A 16,419-nucleotide genomic window follows, 5' to 3' on the forward strand; every position below is an offset into this window, starting at 1 on the left:
GGGTGCTGTCCGGGACTTGGGTGTCGTAGGGACCGGCCACGACGAGTCCGCCACGACGGGCGGGCCGGTGGCGGAGACACGGCGGGGGCGGCCGGACCGGGCCACGCGTGGCCGCAACGCCGCAGTCGCCCGCGGCGCACCACCGACGGCGGGCGCACGGCAGCGGCGCACGGGGCGCCACCGGCGCGCAGGCGTCGGCCGCGCACGACGTGGCGTCGTGCGAGGTGGGGTGATGGTCCGTCACGGAGTGCACTTCCAGGCTGCCGGCCAGTGGCGGAGGATCTGGGCCAGCTGTTCGTGGGCGGGTCGGTAGACCACGCGGTCGTCCTCGTGGTCAGTGGTGAGATACCCGGCCAGGCGGCTCTTCAGCAGTTGGCGGATCTTCTCGTCGGGGTCACGCAGGGGCGCTTGGAGCACGGCGTGCGTCAGCGCGGGCCACACGTCCCCCCATGCGACCCCGCGCCCCAGCGCGAACGCGCTCGCCCGCAGCAGGCCGACGGCCTCGACCGCGGTCAGGCCGCTGCCCGCGGCAACGGCGAGCTCGATGTCGGTCCTGAGCAGACCGGTGATGCCGTCGGCGACGCGGTCCAGCCAGTCCGGGTCGGTCAGCAGCCGCGGGCCCTCGGCGCGCAGTTGCTCGACCGCGAGGCGGGCGTGCAGGAACGAGCCGTCGGCGCGGGCGCCGACCGCCAGCGCGGCCCGGGACACGGCCGCCGCGTTCCAGCTTTCCTGGTCGCGGAGGAGGACGTTGACGTAGGCGCGGATGTCCTGGTCGGGCGCGGTGTCGCAGCGCACCGTGCGGGCGTGCGGGAAGCGGTCGGCGAGTTCGGCGAGCAGGTCGGCGGCGGCCGGCCGGGGCGCGCCGTCGTGGGCGGTGGGGCGGGCGCTGCGCACGCCGAGGAGGAGGCGCACCCGGCGCCGCCGGGCGGCGGGCCCCCGCACGGCGGGCGCGGGCACGCCGCCCGTCGCGCGGGCCTCGGGCCGGGTCGCGGAGACGAACGGGGCGAGCGCCGTGGTGATGAAGTGCGTCGGGTCGTACGCCTCGTCGAGGCTGTCCACGACGACGGTGACGGGTGGCCCGGGGCGGGCCAGGAACTCCTCCAACGCGGCCTGCCAGTCGCCGAGTTCGTCGCCGTCGTCGGCCGGGCGGCAGCCCAGTGCGCGGCCGATCCTGCGCAGCGCGGACACGGCGGTGTGGTTGCGGGCCGAGACCGCCGCGCTGACCGCGTGCGGCGGCGGGATCGTGTCGGGCGGGCTGTCGAGGGCGGTCTTGTAGCGTTCCTCGCCGCGGAAGACGGGGTCGCTGAGGGTCACCATGCGGCCCAGCAGGGCCGACTTCCCGGTGCCCGCGCCGCCGGTGACGATCATGGCGCCGCGGGGGCGCTGGATGAACTCGACCAGCAGCCGGTTGAGTTGGGTGCGGCCGGAGAAGTACCAGCCGCCGTCGGCCTTGTCGAGGCGGCCGCTCGCCTTCTCCAGCCAGTACTCCAGCTCGTCGAAGGTCGCGGCGACGTCGCTGACCTCGGCCAGGGCGACCCGCGGCGCGGGTTCGTAGCCGGGGTTGGGCAGGGCGCGGGAGCGCTCGTGCTGCCACTGGGTGAGCAGCGGCTGCGGGATGTTGACGCGGGCGGTGGCCCGGCGGGCGCCGCGGCGGCGTACGGGACGCTCGTCCTCCAGGAGCCGGGCGGCACGGTTGAGCAGCTGGGTGAACTCGCTCATCGTCAGGTGCGGGTGGGCGATCTGCTCGCTGGTGGTGGCCAGCAGATGGGCGCGGGACAGCACCCGGGCCAGCTCCAGGCCGAGGACCTGGCGGCCGCGCTCGGTGGTGGCCAGGACGTTGAGGCGGGCCTCGTCCTTGCGGGCGGGGTCCAGGTCGTCCTGGAGGGTGACGAGTTCGCTCTGCACGGCCGCCGATTCGCACATGTTGAGGATGACCAGGACGTCGTGGGCGTGCGAGTCGAGGGCCGCGTAGGCGAGGCCGGAGGTCGGTACGGCGGTGGCGAGGAGCCGGTCGTCGGAGGTGGTCGGCAGGCGCAGGTAGTGGCGGGCGGACTTGGCGGTCATGCCGTGGGCGCTGACGAACAGCACCAGGGGTGTCCCGGCCTCGGCCTCGCGCACGCCGCTGGCCTCCAGGTACGTCTCGACCTCGTGCCGCGTCGACAGCGGGGTGCCGTCCGGGTTCTGCGACATCCGCCAGCCGAACTCGCCGCCGGCGCGGGGCCACCACAGTTCCAGTGCGGCGAGCTGCTGCCGGAGGGCCTCGTCGAACGCCGGGTCGCCGTCCGGGACGATCAGGCCGACGAGCAGCCCGCGCGGTCCCGTCGACAGCGGTCCGTGCGGCCATTCCAGTGCGTCCGGTTCGGCGGCAACCGCCACAACCGGCCCCCGTTGCTCGCGCATCTTGCCTATTGTCCCGTTCATGAGCTCCCAGCGACAGGCTTCCACCTCCCGCTCCGCCTCCGGAGAGGGCGAGTTACCACTGCATGTGACGCAGGACGCGGTCGTCATCGTTCCCGGCATCATGGGCAGCGAGCTGCGCGACACGGCGACCGGCGACGTCCTGTGGGGTCTGTCCGGGGCCGGCTGGCTGCTGCGGGCGTGGACCCGGCGCGACGGTCTTGCCGACCTCCGGCTGACCGATGACGAACTGGCCGGGAAGACGGGGCGGGTGACCGCGACCCAGTTGCTGCGGCACGGCACCTGGACGCCGTACCTGCGGGGCCAGGAGCCGTACACCGATCTCGTCGACACCGTGCTGGAGCACGTCGCCGACCCGGCGGCGATCCTGCCGTTCCCCTACGACTGGCGGCTGCCGGTCGCCACGAACGGCAAGCTGCTCGCCGAGCGGGCCCGCGCGCACCTCACCGCCTGGCGCGAACACCCCGCCCATCGTGCGGCGCTCGCCCACCGCGCCGACCAGCGGCCCGCCCGCCTCGTCTTCATCGCCCACTCCATGGGCGGTCTCGTCACGCGCAGCGCCCTGGACGGCACGCACTCCGACGACCTCGCCGCCGACACCCGTACCGTCGTCACCCTGGGCACGCCCTTCCACGGTTCGGTGAAGGCCACCGTCATCCTCAACAGCGGCCGTGGCGCGCCGGTCCCACTCCCGCACGCCAAGCTGCGGGCGCTGTGCGCGACGATGCCGGGCCTGCACGACCTGCTGCCGCTGTACCGCTGTCTGCGCGACGCCGACGACGTACGGCGCCTCTCCCCCGGCGACATCACCGCGCTGGGCGGCCACCCGGACCTGGCCCGTGACTCGCTCGCCTTCCACGAGAGCCAGCGGCACGTGCGGCTGCCGGACCACCGCACGGTCGTCGGCGCCCGCCAGCCGACGTGGCAGAGCCTGTCGCTGACGGACGGTCAGGTCACGCCGTACGGCGCGGGGCCCCGCCCCAACAGTGACGGCACCCTCATCAGGGACGCCGCGGGCCGGGTACGCCACTTCGCCACGCACGGCGACGGCACGGTGTACCGCGACGCGGCCGCCCTGTCGGGCCACGTCTCGACGGTGCCCGTCCAGCACGGCGACCTGGCGCGCGCCGACAGCGCCCTGGACGCGGTCGCCGACATCCTCCTGGAGGACCTGCCGCTCGGCATCCCCCTGGGCGAACCCGGCTGCGGCCTCGACGTCCCCGACCTCGCGGAGGCGGGCGTCCCCTGGCAGATCACCGCCGAACACGTCGACTCGCTCCAGGGCCTGACCTGCACACTGACCGACACGGCGACGGGCACGGAGCGGCCGGTCCGCCTCGGCATGCGCGACGGCCGCCCGACGGCCGAGGTGACGGCGGCGACGCCGGGTCTGTACCGGGTCGAGCTGCATACGTACGACCGGTACACGGTGAGCCAGTTGGTGCTGGTGGGTGAGCCGGGGGTGGCGGTGGAGGAGGCGGACGGGTAGGGGGTTGTGGGGAACGGCTCGGTCGTGCGGGCTGCCTTGCCATGACGCGTGTGTGTTTGAGGTGGTCAGGCGAGCGTCGACCGGATCCGGTCGATGGCACGCAGGACCTCACCTCTGTTCTTTGCGCTCTTGATCCAGGTGGGTAGCCGCGCGACGACTGTCATCTTCGTGACCGGCGCATCCCGCGGGGCTCTTTCACGCAACGGCGCCTGTACGAACTGCCGGAGCAGCTCCAGGTGCTCCGGGTTGTAGGCCCACAACCAGCCGTGCCGTGTCTCCGCCTGCAACCACAACGGCAGCCCGAAGTAGGGGTCTGTGGCCTCACCACTCCCCCGGAAGAGGCGATACCCGCTCCCGGCAGCATCCCGAGTCAGGCCGCACGCCCGACAGACGAGACGGCGGCGCGCGAACACCGAGGGCACCGAGCCATCGGTCACAGGCACCGCCGGGGCAACGTGTGCGATCCCGGCGCACTTCGGACAGCGCACGAGCACGTGGTCGATGAAGTGGTACTTCGTGTGCCGAGCGTCTCGGAATCGCAAGGGCGGGAGCATGACGCCAGTATGCGACCGGTCCACCTGCTCATGCCCGGAATATCCGTGCCCTCCCGTGCCCTCCCCGTGCCCTCCCGCGCCCGATCAGGCGGAGAATCACAGCAGGATCAACCGAGCTTCCCAAGCTACGGATACTCGGCCTCTACAGGACCGTTCAGATCGAACATCAACCACTCGAGCCAAGCCGCCGTGACAGGGGGGCAGCGATGACTGAGAAGCCGGGTAGACGCAGGCTGTACGGCCTGTGGATCACGGTGATGATCTTTATCTCCGGCAGGGTCACCGTGTGGCCGTTGCTCGACGGGCACCGGTTCGCTCAGGAGGCAGCGGTCCTGGGGCTCATGGTGCTTGCCTACCTGCTTGGGTTCGCGGGCGGAAGCTCACGCGGGAGCACCTCTCCTGGTGGTGGGAACGTCAAACCGACCACTGACGTCTGACATCACCGGCCGACACCAACAGCCACCATCAGAGGCGGTCAGCGTCGATCCCCGACGACCGACTACCGGGTCTTTTAGACCGTCGTCCGCCGGACCGAGTAGCCCCAGCGCGTGAGCGACCTGACGACAGTCTCGGAGCCGATGGGGTTGGCGCTGTGCACGAAGACTGTGCCGATTCGGAAGGGCCGCCCGTTGAAAGCGGCTTCTTCCATGAGGGTCACCACAGGCAAGATGCTGTCGTCGCCGCCGAGGTCGTGGTCCAGCCAGAGTTCGTCGATGAAACTGTCGCGGTGCTGTTGCAGGAGCTCGATGCCTTCGCCGCTACTGCGCGCGATCTGTGTGGTCCAGGGCAGCGGACGGAGATCGTCTATGCCGAGGATGACGGGCGTCAGCACCGCGACTCTTCATTCATCTGCCCATTATCGCGGCAGGTTTCGCAACGCCGAGGAGCGCAACCGGCCCGCCCCGCCGGCTCAATCGGCGGGCAAGGGCATGCCCCGGAGTCTGGTGCGATGCTCCGACCGCTCCTCCGCAACGACAGAAGTCGGCGCTGCCCCACTCACCCCACCCCGATCGCGGCCTCGATCCCGTCGAGGTGGCCGGCCAGGATCTCCTCGAACGCCGCGGAGCGGTCCTCCCCGAGCGGGCGGACGTCGCGGGCGAAGTGGGACAGGGCCGGGAAGCGGTCGGGGTCGGCGCCCAGGACTGCGACGCGGAAGAGTTCCGTGCCCTGCTCGTACTCCTCCGGCGTCATGATGCCCACCCCGGCCTCTGAGGCGATCAGCGAGACGATCAGGACCACGAGCCGGTGGTAGCGGCGCGGGATCTCCTCGTCGGGCAGGCCCGACTCCCGCAGGGCCTGCAGCACTTCTTCCATGATGAGGCGGGAGCCGGCGCCGCCCGACGCGTACCGGCCCCAGGCATGCGCGAGTTGGGGCTGCTCGCCGAACGCCGCGCGCACCCGTAGGGCGAGGGTGGTCAGTCGCTGCTTCCACTCGCCCTCGGGGCGGTAGCCGTCCATGGCCGTCACCAGGACGCGGTCCGCGACCGCCCGCAGCAGCTCCGTCTTGCTGCGGAAGTGCCGGTAGAGGCTGGAGGAGTCCGTGCCGAGCGTCGCGGCGAGTTTGCGCACGCTGAACGACTCCGCGTCGCTCGTGCGCAGCAGCTCCGCGGCCGCGTCCAGGATCTCCTCGGTCGTCCAGCGTCTGCGACCTGCCATTTCGCTCCTCTCACCGGCCTTCACCTTAGTCTATGCGCCCACCATTGCACTTGCTGTTGCACGCACTGCGTGCATAATGAGGAAACCTACGAGAGGACACCTGTCGTGAGCGACGAGCTGAATCCCGCACAACTGGACGCCGCCCTCAAGCACGTCCATCGCGCCGGAGTTCCGGGCGTGTTCGCCGAGGTGCGCGCCGGTGACCAGGTCTGGAGCGGCGCGGCCGGCGTCGCCGAGACCGGGACCGACCGTCCCGTCACCGCGCGCATGCGGCACCGCGTGGGCAGTGTCACCAAGCCGTTCACCGTCGCCGCGGTGCTGCGGCAGGTCGAGGCCGGCACGATCGACCTCGACGCGCCGGTCGGCAGGTACCTGCCGAAGCTGGTGCCCGGTCCACGCGGCGACGCGATCACCGTCAGGATGCTGGTCAACCACACCAGCGGCCTCGCCGAGTACCTGCCGTACGTCTACCCCTCACTGGAGGGGTTCGCCGAGTTCGACTTCGCGCGGACCGGCCCGCAGAGCCTGGAGGACCACCGGTTCACCCGGTTCGAGCGCACGGAACTGATCAGGCTGGGGGTCGAGGCACCGCCCTCCGGTGCCCCGGGGAGCACTCCCGGGCTCTACTCCAACACCAACTACCTGCTGCTCTCCGAGCTCCTGGCCGAGGTGACCGGGATGCCGGCCGAGGAGTACATCACCCGGGACGTCATCGAGCGGGCCGGGCTGCGCGACACCGTCTTCCCGAGCGGTCCGCGCATCGAGGGACCGCACGCGCGGATCTACGAGTCGTGGTTCGGGAAGCACGAACCACCGCGCGACTACAGCGAGTTCGACATGTCCTTCGTCGGACCTGCGGGTTCGCTGATATCGACCGTCGCCGACCTGAATCGCTTCTTCGGGCTGCTGCTGGCCGGAGAGATCGTCGGTCCCGCGTCGCTGGCGCAGATGCAGAGCACCGTCAAGGTGGTCTCCCAGGAGGGCCGGGTCATCGACTACGGGCTCGGTCTGTACCCGATGGAGGCGCCCGGCCGGCCCACCTTCTGGGGGCACGGCGGCACGGTCTGGGGTGCCGGCACGCTGGCCATGATCCGCGCCGACGGGCAGCGGCAGTTGGCCGTCGCGATCAACCTCCAGCGGTGGAACCTTCTCGACTCCGAGGGCAGGCCTCAGGCCCATCCCATCGACGCCGCGCTCGCATCGCTGTACGAGGTCGCGATGTACGGCTGAGCGTTCAGGCCGTCGGTGCGCCGGGTGCCGGGACGACCACCCGCAACGGCTCGCTCAGTGGGACCGGCAGACTCCAGGCGCGGCGGACCCCGTCCAGGAGCGTACGGGCGCTGTGCGGGGAGACGGCGAGTTCCTGCCGGGCCTCGGCCAGCAGGTGCGGGTCCCCGTCGGGGCCGGACGCGGCGGCCGCACGGCGGCGCTCGCCAAAGGCCGGACCGGTGAACACGTCGAGGAAGGTCAGGGCCAGGTAGGCGTACGCGGTGGCTTCGTCCACCAGGCGGACGGCGTCCTCCGGGACACCCGGCGCGGGCGGCAGCGGGTGGCAGGCGAAGGTCTGCAGGGCGTCGGTGAGCCCTCCGTCACGTGTGTCTGCCGCGGCGGCCACGGACCGCAGCAAGGTGGTCAGACCGCGGAAGCGAGTGAGCACCTCGCTGCTCTGCGCGGACCACTCCTGCTTTCCGAGCAGGATGCGGAACCCGGCGAGGGTGTCGGCGAGTTCCTCGACCACGAGGCGTCGGCAGACGGTCGCCAGTTCGTGTGACTTGGTGTGCTGCTGCATCTCCACGATGCGGCGTGCGTAGCGGATCAGATCACGGGGGATGCCGCCGGACAGCGCGTGGGCGAGCAGGACGTACGGCTCGGGGATCCCGTCGGCGCGCCGGGCGAGTATCGCCTTCGACGCCTCCAGCGTGCAGGGCTGCACGTGGAGGACGTCGTCGAGCGAGCTGTCGGTGGCATCGCGGTGCGGAAGGCCGCGGCGAATGAAGGCGGCGCCGACGTCCTCGGCGACGGACAGCAGGAAGTGGACGTGCGGGATGCCGAGTACCGCCTTGATCTCGCCCAGGAACTCGAGCGCTCGCGTGTCGGTGCCGAGACGGTCGAGCTCGTCGACCGCTATCACGACACGCTTCTCCTTCTCGTCGGCGTCCAGAGCGATGCGCGCGAGAAGGTCCCTGAAGTCCTCGACCAGTTCCGGGAAGCGGGGTGGTACGGAGGTGACCGCGGCGGCGTGCGAACTGCCGAGGGAGACGATGGGGGCGACGGTTCCCGACAGGGTCGTGGTCATCGTCTGCACCGTCTGCAGGCGCATGAGCTGGGTCCGGCACTCCTGCACCAGGTCCGGCACCCGGGCCGGCGGGCGGAGCCGGACCCGAAGCCTGATGAGGACCCAGCCCAGGGCGAAGAGGGCCGACCGGGGCAGATTCTCGGCGTCGAGAAGAATGGCGCGGGTGTGCTCGTTGTTCCACAGGAGCACCAGAGGTACGACGATGCCCGGGATCCCCGTGACGACGGTGATCAGGACGGCGGTCCAGCCTTTCGAGCCGCGCCAGCCGTCGGGCGTGACGGCCTTGCACTTCCCGTACCAGTGCGCGGACACCAGGAGGGGGATGAGGCTCACCACCAGTGCGGCCAGCGGGTCGCCGCCCGGCCGGCCCTGCTCGTCCTTGGGGCCGCTGGCCAGGAAGTCCGACCAGTGCCGGGCGATGCCGGTGTCGGTCAGGAGGTCGTAGACGCTCCACAGCATGAGGGCGCTGCCGGTGACAACGCAGAGGGCGTTCCACAGCACCCGGATCCCGGGTCCGAGCCAGGGCACCCTGCTGAGCCGGAACAGCAGGAAGGCGGCGAGGAGTGTCAGAAGCGCGGCGGTCGGCCGGCCTCCGGCCCAGGAGTTCTCCACCGCCTCCCGGGCCACGCCCGCCGCCTCCTCGGCCCGGTGGACGAGAACGCCCTCGTTCCAGTTCTGCAGAGCCCGCACACCGGGCGCCACCCCGAAGACCGCCAGCACTGCCGCGAGGAACAGCGTCACCGTACGTCCCAGCAGGCGGCGGGACGTGCCGGTGGCGGTGCGCAGCGCCCGGCGGAACCTGGACAGGTCGTCGTAGCGCGGTGTCTCGTGGCCGCGCCAGACGATGTACCGCTCGCAGACGGTGGTGAACAGCAGCAGCAGGAAGTCGTGCGCCACGTAACCCGCCGGCGCCTGGACCAGGACCGAGAAGTCGTCGGTGCGGGCGATGCTGCTCAGCAGGGTCGACTTGCCGGCGCCCCGGGGCCCGCTGACGGCGACCGTGCCGCCCTGCAACTGGTCGAGTTTCGCCTCCAGACGCTTCATGGAGTCGACCGGGACGACGAGTTCGGCGGCGTGGCCCTGGCTCAGGCCGGCCGGATCCAGCGGGATCCACACCGCGTCCGGGTCGGCGCCGAGCAGCTCCGAGATCGCGTTGTGGACGTCCGGCGTGAGATCCGCCTGCCCGAACTCGCGTTTCCAGCCTTCGAGTTGGGCGTCCCGCAGCAGCAGGACCGGAGTCTGGGCCACGAGGCACCCGGCCGCGTCGCGCACCAGCACCAGCCCTTCGCGGGACGCCGGATGCCGTGCCACCGTGACGCCGAGGGCGACGGTGCCCGCCAGGAAGCCGATGCCGGCCCAGCTCGGCAGCTGCCCCACGGCGAGGCCGGCCACGACGGCCGTGCCCACGCCGAGGATGACCGGACGTGCCGGGTCCCCGAGCCGCTCCCTGACCCCCGGGTCCGTCCGCCACAGGCCGATCGCGCCGAGGAGCACCACGCTGAGGAGCAGGAACAGTCCCGTGAGGCTGTGGCCAAGGACGAAGAGGGTCAGGAACACGGCGCACACGACCAGCCCGCGCAGCCGGCGGGTGCCGACCCGCCACCAGGGTGCGGGCAGTTGGCCGCGGCTGCGCTCCCGCCGCTCGCGGCGCAGCCAGCGTCTGGCGCGCACGACCGAGCGGTGCAGTCGCAGCGCGACGGCCTCCGTGCGGCGGGCGGCGGTCAGGAAGCGGCGGCGCTGTCGCAGCGCCCGTGCGATCCGCTCGGGATCGGTGGTCATGACGTGGTGGACGGCCGCTCTGGTGACGGTGGGCCGCACGCCGATGCGCGACCGTGCCTCGGGTCCGTCGAGGGCCTTCTCCAGGACGTCCACGTAGACGTCTCGCTCCCCGGACGACCTCAGCCCCAGCGAATCCGCAGCCCCCTCGGCCTCGGTCATGGCGGCCCTCCCCTCGCGTTGCCCCCGATGCTCCGAACTCCATTGGAGCGGAAGGCCGTTCGGGACAGGAGAGTTCTCCGGGAAAACGCGCCCCGGGCGCCCTCCGCAGCTCATGCGGAGGACGCCCGGGCACCGGTCAGTGCGCGTCAGGTCACGTCAGTGCGCGTCACTTCACGCCGAGCAGCTGCTCGACCGGGTCGATGCCGAAGTAGACGAGGAAGAGCACCGACACGCCCCACAGCAGCCAGTGCACCTCGCGGGCCCGGCCCAGCGCCGTCTTGATGATGACGTAGGCGAGGAAGCCGGCGCCGATGCCGTTGGTGATGGAGTACGTGAACGGCATGACGGCGATGGTCAGGAACGCCGGGATCGCGATGTCGTAGCGGTCCCAGTCGATGTGCTTGACCTGCGTCATCATCAGGAAGCCGACCGCGACGAGGGCGGGGGCGGCGGCCTGCAGCGGGACGATGGTCAGCAGCGGGGCCATGAAGAGGGCGAGCGCGAAGAGGCCGCCGGTGAAGAGGTTGGCGAAGCCGGTGCGGGCGCCTTCGCCGACGCCCGCCGCCGACTCGATGTAGGTGGTCGCCGAGGAGGCCGACGCCGCGCCGCCCGCGACCGCGGCCGCGCCGTCGATGAGGAGCACCCGGCCCAGCTGGGGAACCTGGCCGTCCTCGTCGAGCAGGCCCGCCTCCGCGGTGACGCCGACGACCGTGCCCATCGTGTCGAAGAAGTCGGACAGGATGAGGGTGAAGACCAGCAGCAGGACGGTGACGACACTGACCTGTCCGAAGGCGCCGAACAGGTCGAAGTTCCCGAGGAGTCCGAAGTCGGGGGTGTCGACGAGGGTGTCGGGCAGCGACGGCGTGGTCAGGCCCCACGTCTTGATGTCGGCGGCCTTGTTGAGGACGACGGCGACGACCGTCATCGTGACGATGCTGATGAGGATGGCGCCCTTCACCTTGCGGGCGAGGAGCACGACGGTCAGCACGAGGCCGAGGCAGAAGACCAGCATCGGCCAGCCGGTGAGGCTGCCGGTGCCGAGCTGGACGGGCACGGTGGTGTTCGCGACGTCGGGGATGCGGGTGACGAACCCGGCGTCGACGAAGCCGATGAACGCGATGAACAGGCCGATGCCGACGCTGATCGCTTGTTTGAGCGGCTGCGGGATGGCGTGCATGACCGCTTCGCGCAGGCCCGTCACCACCAGCGCGCAGATGATGAGGCCTTCCAGGACGATGAGTCCCATCGCGTCGTCCCACGTCATCAGCGGGGCGAGCTGGTAGGCGACGACGGCGTTGAGGCCGAGGCCGGCGGCCAGGGCCAGCGGCAGGTTGCCGCCGACGCCCATGATGACGGTCATCACGGCGGCCACCAGGGCGGTGGCGGTGACCAGTTGGGCCGGGTCGAGCTTGGCGCCGGTCATGTCCTTGGCGCCGCTGAGGATGATCGGGTTGAGCACGAGGATGTACGCCATCGTGAAGAAGGTGGCGAGTCCACCTCGTATCTCACGGCCGTACGTCGATCCGCGCTCGCTGATCTTGAAGTACCGGTCGACCGGGCCCTGGGCCATGCCGGGTGTGCCGGGCGGCTGGTGGGCGTCGTGCACCGCGCCCGTCGCGCTGCTCTTCATCAATTCTCCAGGATCGTGCGCGTCGCGCCGGGGGTGCGGGGACGCGTGGGGAAGCGGACGGACATTCGCGGGCGGAAGGGCAGGCATTGGACGATCTGCCGACTCCGCCGTCGGCGAGGCGATGCACGAACGCACATGCGGATGCGGTGGATCTTATGGCGGCACGCTCCGCTCGACAGCCCAGCAAGAGCTCAACTGCCAATGGTTGCAAGGATGTTATGGAGATCGCGTGGCGCTGCGGAGCATTCCGGATGTTCGGGACCGATCACTCACTCGGACGTTTCGACGAAACGTGTGCCTTGATCAACGCACCGTAGCCAGAACGGAGTTCGGCACATATCATCCAGCCCCGTGCCTGGTCCCCCCTCTTATGACGCGCCCCCGCCCTTCGATGCCGCCGCCGCGCGCCGCGTCCGCGAGTCCCTCGGTATGGCCCCCGGCCATGTCGCGCACGGCATGCAGGCGTCCTACGGATTGCGTCACATCACCCCGGACACCATCGCGGCCTGGGAGCGCGGGATCGCCTCCCCCAGCCCGTCCGAACTCTCCGCCCTGGCAGCCGTGTTGTGGTGCGAGCCGACCCAGCTGATCGGCACGCCGCGCTCGCTGCGCGAGTTCCGGCTGATCCGCGGGTACGCGTCCGCCGACGTGGCCCGCGCGATCGGCATGGACCCGGCCTCGTACGACCAGGCCGAGCGGACCGGCAAGTGGACCGGCGACGCCCGCCAGTCCGCCGCCCTGGCCTCCGTGCTCTCGCTCTCCGCCCGCGACCGGCTCACCGCCACCGGTCACGACGACCGGCTCGCCGAACTGCTGCGGGAGGCGGCCGAGACCCGCTGGCAGGCCCACATCCGGGCCGTCGCCAAGCTCACCGGCATCGACAAGCACACGCTGGAGGAGCCGCTGCGCACGATGCACCAGGAGTACCAGCGCCTGATCGCGGCGACGCTCAGCCGGGCCGGTGGCTCGGCGGCGTCGGGCGAGCAGGGACGGGTCTACCTCGACCAGGTCCTGGACCACTTCTGGAGCCGGCTGCCCGGGATCTGAGCGCCTCCCGGGCTGCCGGGGCTGCCGGGGCGCGGGTCCACCGACCGGTGGACCCCAGGTTCCACCGGTCGCCGCTGCCGCCGGACCGCCTCCCGCGACCAGCATGGTCGCCATGAGGAAACCAGGGCGGGCGCCGGTGCACGGCACACAGGATCAGCAGGCCGGGCCGGTCGTCCGGCTCGACCGCGTCAGCAGGGTGTACGGCGGGGCGAAGAACCGGGTGACGGCGCTCGACGACGTCAGCATCGGCCTGGAGCGGGGCACCTTCACGGCCGTCATGGGCCCCTCCGGGTCGGGCAAGTCGACGTTTCTGCACTGCGCGGCGGGCCTCGACCGGCCGACGTCGGGCACGGTGCACCTGGACGGCGTGGATCTCGGCGGGCTGCGGGAGCGGGCCCTGACGAGGTTCCGGCGCGAGCGCATCGGGTTCGTCTTCCAGGCGTTCAACCTGCTGCCCGCGCTGAGCGTGGTGGACAACGTGACGCTGCCGCTGCGGCTGGCCGGCACCCGCCCCGCGAAGGGCGTCGTCGACGAGGTGCTGGAGCGGGTCGGTCTGGCCGGCCGGCGGCGCAGCCGTCCCGGTGAGCTCTCCGGCGGTCAGCAGCAGCGCGTCGCCCTCGCCCGGGCCCTGGTCACGCGGCCCGCGGTGGTCTTCGGCGACGAACCGACGGGCGCCCTGGACACCCGGACCGCCGCCGAAGTCCTCACGCTGCTGCGGCAGTCGGTGGACGAGGCGGGGCAGACCCTCGTGATGGTCACGCACGACCCGCTGGCCGCCGCGTACGCGGACCGGGTCGTCTTCCTCGCCGACGGCCGGCTGATCGGCGCCCTGGAGCGGCCGACCGTCGAGCAGATCACGCGGCAGATGCAGGAACTGGGCACCTGGGGCGACCCGTTCGCGCCGCGGCCGACGACCGGGCTCGGGGTGCGCCGATGATCAGGCTCGCGCTGCGCACGCTGCGCTTCCACAAGGGTGGCTTCATCGCCTCGTTCGTGGCGCTGTTCCTCGGCGCCGTCATCGTGATCGGTTCCGGCGGGCTCCTGGAGACCGGCATCCACAACGCGGCGCCGCCGCACCGGCTGGCCGCCGCGCCGGTCGTCGTCACCGGAGACCAGCGGTACGCGTACACGCAGGCCGAGCTCGTCTTCCCCGAACGGCTGCGCGTGGACGCCGAGTTGGCGGACCGGATCGCGAAGCTCCCGGGCGTGGGCTCGGCCGTCCGGGACCTGTCGTTCCCGGCGGCCCTGACCGGCGGCGGCAAGGTCACCGGCCACAACTGGTCCGCCGCCGGGCTCTCCCCGTACGCGCTCACCGACGGCACCGCACCGGTCGGCGACGGCCAGATCGTGCTCGGCGAGGGGCTCGCGGAGCGTACGGGACTGAAGCCGGGCGAGCGGGTCCGGCTCCTGGCCCACGGCACCGCGAAGACCTACCGGGTCTCGGGCCTGGCCACCGGGCCCGACGACGGGGGCAGCGAAGGCGACGTGTTCCTCGCGGACGCCGAGGCCGCCCGGGCCGCGGACCGCGTCGGCGAGGCCGACTCCATCGGTGTGTTCCCGGCCTCCGGCGCCGACCCGCGGCAGGTGGCCGACGCCGTCCGCGCGGCCGTCGACGGCGCGCAGGTCACCGTGCTGACCGGGGACGACCGCGGTCGCGCCGAAGACCCGGACGTGGTGGCCGACGGCAGTGATCTGATCCCGCTGGCCGCCGCGTTCGGCGGGCTGTCGGCGATGGTCACCGTGTTCGTGGTGGCCGGCACGCTCGGGCTCGGCGTTCAGCAACGGCAGCGCGAGATGGCCCTGTTGCGGACGGTGGGCGCGACTCCGGGGCAGCTGCGCCGGCTCGTGCTCGGCGAGACGCTGTTCCTCGCGGTGGTCGCCACCGGGCTCGCGGCGCTGCCGGGGCAGCGGTTCGGGCGGTGGCTGCTGGGGGCGTTCGCGGACGCGGGCGTCGTACCGGGGTCGATCGCTTACCGGGCGGGGTCCGTGCCCGTGATCGTCGGGATCGGCACGGCGCTGCTGACCGCCGTCGGTTCGGCGTACATCGCGGCGCAGGCGGCGGCCCGCACCCGGCCGACCGAGGCGCTGGCGGAGGCGACGCTGCGGCGCCGCTGGTTCAGCGCGTTCCGGCTGGTCGCCGGGCTGGTGTGTCTGGCCGGGGGCGCGGCGCTCGCCTGGGGGACGGCCGGTTCGGCGGGGCCGGACGCGGCGGGTGTGGCGACTCCGGCGGCGATGGTGTGGGCGGCGGCGTTCGGGCTGCTGGGGCCCGTGATCGTCCGGGCGCTGGTGGCCGTGCTGCGGCGCCCGGTCGGCCGGGTGTCGGGGCTGGCCGGCGAACTGGCCGCGCACAACGCACGGGCGCGCACCGCCCGGCTCGCCTCCGCGGTCATGCCGGTGATGCTGGCCGGCGGCCTCGCGCTCGGCCTGACTTACATGCAGACGACCCAGTCGGACGGCGCGAAGCGGGCGTTCGACGAGAACCTGCGCGCCGACGTCGTGCTGACATCGGCCTCCGGCGGGCTCCCGCTCGGCCTGGTCGACACCGTCCGCGCGCAGCCCGGGGTGGCGGCGGCCGCCGCGCAGATCCCCACGACGGGCTACCTCGAACCCGACGAACCGCTGCGCCCGAGCGAGGGCGAGGACACCGGCCCGCAGCCGACCGAGGTGTCGGTGCAGGGCGTCACGGCGCGGGGCCTGGACCGCACCACGGCGTACCGGGCGGCGAGCGGCAGCCTGTCGGCGCTCACCGGCGACTCCGTGGCGCTGCCCACCGCGTACGCGAAGGACCACCGGCTCGGCGACCTGGTCCCGATGCGGCTCGGTGACGGCACGCGGGTCAGGCTGCGGCTGGTCGCCACGGTGGACGGGCGGCGCGGTTACGAGACGGCGCTCGTCCCGGCGGCACTCCTGATCGGGCACACCGACGGCGGGCTCGTGCCGCAGATCATGGTACGCGCGGCGGCCGGTACCGACGTCTCCCAACTCACCGCTTCCCTCGGTAAGTTGACGAAGGATCAGCCGGGGCTCCTGGTGTCGGGCAAGGAGGCCCTGGAGGCGGCGCAGGCCGACGCGGACGACACGCAGGCGTGGATGGCGTACCTGGTCCTGGGCGTCGTCGTGGGCTACGCGACGCTCGCCCTGGTCAACACGCAGGTGCTCGCCACGGCCGAGCGGCGCAGGGAGTTCATGCTGCAACGGCTCGTCGGAGCCACCCGCCGTCAGGTCCTGCAGATGATGACGGTCGAGGCGTCACTGGTGGCGCTGGCCGGGATCCTGCTCGGGCTGCTGGTGGCGGCGGCGACGCTGGTACCGCTGAGCATGAGCGTGCTGGGCACCGCGCTGCCCGGCGGCTCCCCCTGGATCCTGGTCGCGGTGGTGGCCGGGGCGGCGG

The 16,419-nt window shown here is 72.2% G+C and carries 12 protein-coding genes; 5 read left to right on the forward strand and 7 right to left on the reverse strand.

Annotation, left to right across the window (positions count from 1 at the left end; all coding sequences use genetic code 11):
- The coding region (locus tag M4J07_RS39545; RefSeq protein WP_255980504.1) for a hypothetical protein at positions 1–244 on the reverse strand (244 nt) is incomplete at its 3' end.
- Positions 241–2,400: a hypothetical protein gene (locus tag M4J07_RS39550; RefSeq protein ID WP_255980506.1), complete on the reverse strand. Its 2,160-nt coding sequence runs from the start codon at positions 2,398–2,400 to the stop codon at positions 241–243. The genes M4J07_RS39545 and M4J07_RS39550, both read right to left, overlap by 4 nt.
- An 85-nt stretch (positions 2,401–2,485) precedes the next feature.
- Between M4J07_RS39550 and M4J07_RS39555 the strand changes: the two genes are divergently transcribed.
- Entirely contained in the window at positions 2,486–3,907 is a 1,422-nt protein-coding gene (locus tag M4J07_RS39555; RefSeq protein WP_255980508.1) for an esterase/lipase family protein, read from the forward strand.
- Between the two features lie 65 nt (positions 3,908–3,972).
- On the opposite strand, the gene M4J07_RS39560 is transcribed toward M4J07_RS39555, so the two are convergent.
- The 3 genes from M4J07_RS39560 to M4J07_RS39570 form a co-directional block, all read right to left on the reverse strand.
- Complete coding sequence (locus M4J07_RS39560) at positions 3,973–4,461, reverse strand: hypothetical protein (protein WP_255980510.1); 489 nt, start codon at positions 4,459–4,461, stop codon at positions 3,973–3,975.
- 511 nt (positions 4,462–4,972) lie between these two features.
- Positions 4,973–5,293: a cyclic-phosphate processing receiver domain-containing protein gene (locus tag M4J07_RS39565; protein WP_255980512.1), complete on the reverse strand. Its 321-nt coding sequence runs from the start codon at positions 5,291–5,293 to the stop codon at positions 4,973–4,975.
- Between the two features lie 164 nt (positions 5,294–5,457).
- The gene (locus M4J07_RS39570) at positions 5,458–6,117 is read right to left on the reverse strand and encodes a TetR/AcrR family transcriptional regulator (protein WP_255980514.1); all 660 of its coding nucleotides are present in this window, start codon (positions 6,115–6,117) and stop codon (positions 5,458–5,460) included.
- A 105-nt stretch (positions 6,118–6,222) separates the two neighbouring features.
- Between M4J07_RS39570 and M4J07_RS39575 the strand changes: the two genes are divergently transcribed.
- A complete protein-coding gene (locus tag M4J07_RS39575; protein WP_255980516.1) occupies positions 6,223–7,347 on the forward strand; it encodes a serine hydrolase domain-containing protein in 1,125 nt (374 codons plus the stop codon).
- A 4-nt stretch (positions 7,348–7,351) separates the two neighbouring features.
- On the opposite strand, the gene M4J07_RS39580 is transcribed toward M4J07_RS39575, so the two are convergent.
- Both M4J07_RS39580 and M4J07_RS39585 read right to left on the reverse strand, forming a co-directional pair.
- Positions 7,352–10,351: a P-loop NTPase fold protein gene (locus M4J07_RS39580; protein WP_255980518.1), complete on the reverse strand. Its 3,000-nt coding sequence runs from the start codon at positions 10,349–10,351 to the stop codon at positions 7,352–7,354.
- Between the two features lie 166 nt (positions 10,352–10,517).
- Positions 10,518–11,981, reverse strand: a complete 1,464-nt coding sequence (locus M4J07_RS39585) for an NCS2 family permease (RefSeq protein WP_374215169.1) — start codon at positions 11,979–11,981, stop codon at positions 10,518–10,520.
- A 351-nt stretch (positions 11,982–12,332) separates the two neighbouring features.
- Here M4J07_RS39585 and M4J07_RS39590 point away from each other — a divergent pair, with 351 nt between their 5' ends.
- From M4J07_RS39590 to M4J07_RS39600, 3 genes are all read left to right on the forward strand, one after another.
- Entirely contained in the window at positions 12,333–13,028 is a 696-nt protein-coding gene (locus tag M4J07_RS39590; protein WP_255980520.1) for a helix-turn-helix domain-containing protein, read from the forward strand.
- Between the two features lie 136 nt (positions 13,029–13,164).
- Positions 13,165–13,965, forward strand: a complete 801-nt coding sequence (locus M4J07_RS39595) for an ABC transporter ATP-binding protein (protein ID WP_374215170.1) — start codon at positions 13,165–13,167, stop codon at positions 13,963–13,965.
- A partial coding sequence (locus M4J07_RS39600) for an FtsX-like permease family protein (RefSeq protein ID WP_255980524.1) occupies positions 13,962–16,419 on the forward strand: 2,458 nt, incomplete at its 3' end. The genes M4J07_RS39595 and M4J07_RS39600, both read left to right, overlap by 4 nt.

The organism is Streptomyces longispororuber (genome assembly GCF_024448165.1).
GTDB classification, from domain to species: Bacteria; Actinomycetota; Actinomycetes; order Streptomycetales; family Streptomycetaceae; genus Streptomyces; species Streptomyces longispororuber_A.